Annotated in this window: 3 protein-coding genes; 2 read left to right on the top strand and 1 reads right to left on the bottom strand. The window is 70.8% G+C overall.

From position 1 onward, the window contains the following. Positions 1 to 153 precede the first annotated feature (153 nt). Positions 154 to 927 carry a sensor histidine kinase gene (locus NON22_RS23295; protein WP_257389377.1) on the top strand — a complete coding sequence of 258 codons (774 nt, stop codon included), beginning with the start codon at positions 154 to 156 and terminating at the stop codon, positions 925 to 927. Continuing rightward, entirely contained in the window at positions 924 to 1,562 is a 639-nt protein-coding gene (locus NON22_RS23300) for a response regulator (RefSeq protein ID WP_257389378.1), read from the top strand. The genes NON22_RS23295 and NON22_RS23300 overlap by 4 nt, the downstream gene beginning before the upstream one ends. Before the next feature lie 325 nt (positions 1,563 to 1,887). Here the strand turns inward: NON22_RS23300 and NON22_RS23305 are convergent. Further along, positions 1,888 to 2,332, bottom strand: a 445-nt coding sequence (locus NON22_RS23305) for a c-type cytochrome biogenesis protein CcmI/CycH (RefSeq protein WP_425508025.1), incomplete at its 5' end; no start/stop codon positions are given.

The raw sequence follows: 2,332 nt of genomic DNA on the forward strand, positions 1-2,332 counted from the left end.
TGCTGCGGCGCGCCGGACAGACCGACGAAGCCGCGGCCGCGAGCGCGGCGGCCGAACGCGCTCGCCGCCAGGTGCTGGACGCTGCGCCGGCCGAACTGCGCGACGGTCTCGCGCGACGGCTGCAGGCGCCGCTCGATGTTGGCGGAGCCGCCGATGAGCGCTGATTCCGCGGCCGTGCAGGCGCTGAACCGGCGCATCGACGAACTGATGCGCCAGCATGCGGCGCTGCTGGCCCAGCTGCAGCAGGACCAGCGCCGCACGCGCCATCTCGCGCGTTCGGTCTGGCGCATCGAGGAAGAGGCGCGCCGGCGCATCGCGCGCGAGCTGCACGACGGCGTCGGCCAGAACCTCGTCGCGCTGATGCGCCAGCTCGACACGATCGCCGCGCAGCTGCCGGCGGCCGCGGCGAACGGACGCGACGGGCTGTTGCGCGCGCGCGCGCTGGCCCAGACGACGCTCGACGACACGCGTTCGCTGTCGCGGCTGTTGCGGCCGCAGATCCTCGACGACCTCGGGCTGGAGGCGGCGCTGCGCTGGCTCGCGCGCAGCGTCGAAGGCCTGCAGGTCGAACTCGTGCTGCCCGAACAACTGCCGGCGCTCGACGACGACATTGCGACTCTGCTGTTCCGCGTCGCCCAGGAGGCGCTGTCCAATGCCGTACGTCATGCCGCGGCGAGCCGCGTGCAGATCGCGGTTTCGCTGCGCGGAACCGGCCAGCTGCGCATGGACATCGCCGACGACGGCCGCGGCTGCGACCTCGGCGCGGCGCTGGCCGCGGGCCGCGACGGTCACGGCAGCGGTCTGGGCGGAATGCGCGACCGCGTCGACTTGTTCGACGGCAGGTTGAATCTACAATCTGTACCCGGTAAAGGTTTCAACATCTGTATCGAGCTGCCGTTGCGCGTCACTGCCAGGAGCGAACCATGATCCGCGTGCTGGTTGCCGATGACCACACCATCGTGCGCGAAACGCTGGTTGCGGCGCTCGATGCCAGCGGCGAATGCCTCGTCGTCGGCCAGGCCGCCGACGGCATCGATGCGATAGAACAGTGCCTGCGCCTGCAGCCGGACATTGCGATCGTCGACATCTCGATGCCGCGCCTCAACGGCATCGAGGTCGTGCGCCGGCTGCGCGCCGAGCTGCCGCAGATGCGCATCCTCGTGCTGACCATGCACCAGGAAGAGGAATACGTGCTGCACATGCTGCGTGCCGGCGCCGCGGGCTACCTGCGCAAGGACGCCGCCATGGCCGAGCTCATCGAAGCCGTGCGCAACCTCGGCGGCGGCGGCCTGCATTTCGGCGCGCACGCGACGCGCGCGATGGCCATGCAGGTGCAGCAGGCGCGGCCGATGCCGGCCGATCCCTATCGCGACCTGTCGCCGCGCGAGCGCGAGGTATTCCACCTGATCGTCGACGGGCTCACGACCAAGGAAATCGCGCTGCGTCTGGACATCGGCGTGAAGACCGCCGAGAACCACCGCCAGCGCGTGTTCGCCAAGCTCGACGTGCGCAACGCGGCCGAACTCGTGCGCTACGCCGCACGGCATCGTCTGATCGACTGATATGCCGGCAATCGACGCGATGCAGGTTTGCTGTGAGCCGAAGGCGAGCCGCAACGTCGGGGAATCGCCGCCACGAGTTCCGTTTCGATCCTTTCCGGAAAGACCGGTTTCACCGAGCTGCGCCGGTCCGCTCATGGCCGGGCGCGGCGCCACCGTTCGCACGGATGCCGCTGGCCGGTGCCCGTGAACGCGGGCTTCGGTCGCGGCGGCGACGCGATGCGCGCGGCGATCCCGATCACGGTTCCTTGCGTGCACGAAGACTCGCCCACCGGTCTTTGCGCGCAGGCCTCGTCGTGGCGGTTCGCCGCGCTCGCCGCAATATCTCTTACGGCACGACGTGGTCGATGACGAGGTCGATGGGCGCCTTGCTGTTGACGTCCAGCGGCGCCGACAGGGTCTGCAGGTCGCCGCTCTGCGCCTTGGCGTTGCCGCTGGTCGAGACGCGCGCGCCGACGACGACCTCGGGGAACTGCGACAGCTTCATGGTCGGCAGCATGCCCATGGCTTCGGTCAGCTCGACCTTGGCCGGCAGATCGGCGACGGTCAGGCGCTGCACGGCCAGCGGCATCGGCGGTCCGCTGGCCGCGCGGGCGAACACGAACACGCTGGCGCCGGCCGGCGCCTTGTCGCGCAGCGCGGGATCGAGCGACACCGTGACGGTCAGGCGCACGTCGGACGAACCGGCAGCCGCGTCGGCAGCGGACGTGGTGCCGCCGGCCTGCGTACCGGCCGCCGGACCCGCGCCGTTCGCCGGAGCCGGCTGGACGCCG

Origin of the sequence: Tahibacter caeni (assembly GCF_024609805.1) — a bacterium.
GTDB classification, from domain to species: Bacteria; Pseudomonadota; Gammaproteobacteria; order Xanthomonadales; family Rhodanobacteraceae; genus Tahibacter; species Tahibacter caeni.

What these genes read in the sequence shown, in the direction of transcription:
- NON22_RS23295 (WP_257389377.1), top strand. Translation starts at nt 154, where the DNA reads ATGAGCGCTGATTCCGCGGCCGTGCAGGCGCTGAACCGGCGCATCGAC.
- NON22_RS23300 (WP_257389378.1), top strand. Translation starts at nt 924, where the DNA reads ATGATCCGCGTGCTGGTTGCCGATGACCACACCATCGTGCGCGAAACG.